Raw genomic sequence first — 2,435 nt, forward strand, 5'->3', positions numbered from 1 at the left:
ACATACGATCATGTTGAATAATCCTTTTATATTTATTTATATCAAGGGTCGGATTACGGCTAAAAACGTTATAAATTAAAACTTACTGCCCGGAAGCGTAATCATTTGCAAGAATATTCGACCAGGCGATCAATCAGCGGATAAGACGGCTGCTCATCCGCATCACTCACCGCTATCGTCTCTTATACGGCAGCGATTTTTTTCTGCCACAGCGCAGTGCCGCTGTGGATTTGATCCAGCAATACCGTCAGTCCCCAGAACTTTTCCAGCACATTGTCTTTATTCACCCGGCAGAACTCGCTGTCGAAAGTGCCCAGACGCTGATGATAAATCTTGGCATTCTTCGGATACCCTAATGTTTCCGTCACCGCGCCCAGCGACAGGAAAATGGCTAACTCATCGGCGAGTTGCGGCTGGGTTGCCGCCTTGTGATACAGCCAGCTGTAAAGCTCGGGATGAAAATTGGTGAACACGCCGCTGAATCCTTTAGACCCCGCCTGCATCGCCGGATAAGCGATCGCGGCGTTAGCATTAATGATGTTCAACGGCGTATTCGCCACCAGCTTCACGCGGCGGGTAACGGTTGCCAGATCACAGCTCACGTCTTTCAGTACAACGAAGCGGCCGGTGTTAGCGCAGTATGTGAGCTCTTCGTCGGTCAGCAGGCGGCGATACGGTGCAGGACACTCATAAAGTCCCAGCGGCATAGATTCAGGCAAAACACTCAGCAAATTATCCAGCGTGGCGAAGAAGGTCTCACTGCCCTGATTTTTCGGGTCAAGATGATTGGTGACCAGTACCAGTGCGTCGGCTCCGGTTTTCGCCATCGCCTTCAGCTCACTGATTTGGTCATTAATATCATCACTGATGTGGCCAGAGGCAATCACCGGCACGCGCCCAGCGACGTGTTTCACCACAAACTCCGCCAGCTCAACGCGCTCCTGCAAAGTCAGAAATTGCATCTCGCTCGACTGACACACGGCAAACAGCGCATCGACACCTTTCTCAAGATACCAGTCGATCAAACGGGTCAGGCCAGGGTAGTCAATCTGGTTGTCTGCGGTGAAAGGGGTCAACATCACCGGCACGATACCTTCAATACTTTTAGTCATTACTGCTCCTTAAGACGGAATCGATTACGTGGCCGCCAGACTCAATGCATCAAAGCAGCGACCGTTACAGGAAATTAAAGAGTGAACGCAGCATTTACCGCTGCGCCAGACGTGCCAAAACCTGGGGGTTATCAGGCATGTTTGATGCGCCTTCGCGTTCGACTGCCAGCGAGGCAAATGCCGAGGCATAGGTCGCCGCCTGCACCAGACTTTGCCCATTGGCGATACCTGAGGCCAGCGCGCCGTTGAAGGCGTCTCCTGCACCGGTGGTATCAACGCTCAGCGCCGGGAAAGCCGGAATGTGCTGGAACTGATTGCCGTCAAGCAGCAGCGCGCCGCGCGATCCCATCGTAATAATGACCCGCCTGGCACCCTGACTGACGATACGCTGTGCAGCCTCTTTGGCACTGGCTACATCTTTCACGTCAATGCCGGACAGCTGCGATGCCTCAGTTTCATTAGGGGTAATAACGTCAACATATTCAAGACACTCAAGCGCGTGGTTCGAGAAAGGGGCCGGGTTGAGTATCACTTTCACTCCCAGCGCTTTAGCCAGCTTCATCGCACTCAAGGTAGCGGCAAAGTTGTTTTCGAGCTGCACCAGCAGCACGTCCGAATCTTCAAGTTCGGGCGCGATTGCCGCCACTTCGTCTTCGCTGATGGTTTTATTGGCGCCGGAATAAATGGCAATCATGTTCTCGCCGTTTTCCTGCGAGACATAAATAATGGCGTTGCCGGTTGGTTCGGTTTCTGACTGATAAAGAGTAAAGGAGTGAATCTCCGAGGAGGTCAGGTGATCATAAGCAAACTGGCTGAACTGGTCCTTACCCACCTTGGAAACGAAATGCACCTTGGCACCTGCACGACTGACAGCCGTGGCCTGGTTGGCCCCTTTGCCGCCGGGGCCGAGTGTGCTGCCCAGCGCCAGCAGAGATTCCCCGCCTTTTGGAAAACGTTCAACTTTTGCCACAATATCGACGTTAAATGAACCCAGAATACACACCTTACCTTTCATGTTCTTTCCTTTACCCTGTTGCACAATCTGCTTTCTTTTCTGACTCTGCAGCCGTTGTAGCAACACTTCAAAGTTACCGCCGGTGTCAGTAATCAGCTTTGACTGCAAACTTCGCCGGATTACCATTGCCCCGCCGTGACAGCGCTGAACCAATTTTTCAGCCGCCAGGACATTCAGATCATTGCGAATGGTTTCTCGGGTCACCGCAAACAGGGATGCCAAAACATCCACTTTTACCCGCTCATTTTTATCCAGATATTCCAGGATTTGTTGCCGACGCTCTTCAAGAAACATAGCCACCCACCTTC

At 52.1% G+C, this 2,435-nt stretch carries 2 protein-coding genes; both read right to left on the reverse strand.

What is annotated here, in order from left to right; translation table 11 throughout:
- Nucleotides 1–182: 182 nt before the first annotated feature.
- Nucleotides 183–1,112 (reverse strand): dihydrodipicolinate synthase family protein, encoded by a 930-nt coding sequence (locus J1785_RS01735; protein WP_217218671.1) that lies wholly within the window; start codon nucleotides 1,110–1,112, stop codon nucleotides 183–185.
- A 94-nt stretch (nucleotides 1,113–1,206) separates the two neighbouring features.
- Nucleotides 1,207–2,421 carry a ribokinase gene (gene rbsK / locus J1785_RS01740; protein WP_217218672.1) on the reverse strand — a complete coding sequence of 405 codons (1,215 nt, stop codon included), beginning with the start codon at nucleotides 2,419–2,421 and terminating at the stop codon, nucleotides 1,207–1,209.
- Nucleotides 2,422–2,435: the final 14 nt, after the last annotated feature.

It is taken from the genome of Rahnella perminowiae (assembly GCF_019049755.1).
GTDB lineage: Bacteria > Pseudomonadota > Gammaproteobacteria > Enterobacterales > Enterobacteriaceae > Rahnella > Rahnella perminowiae.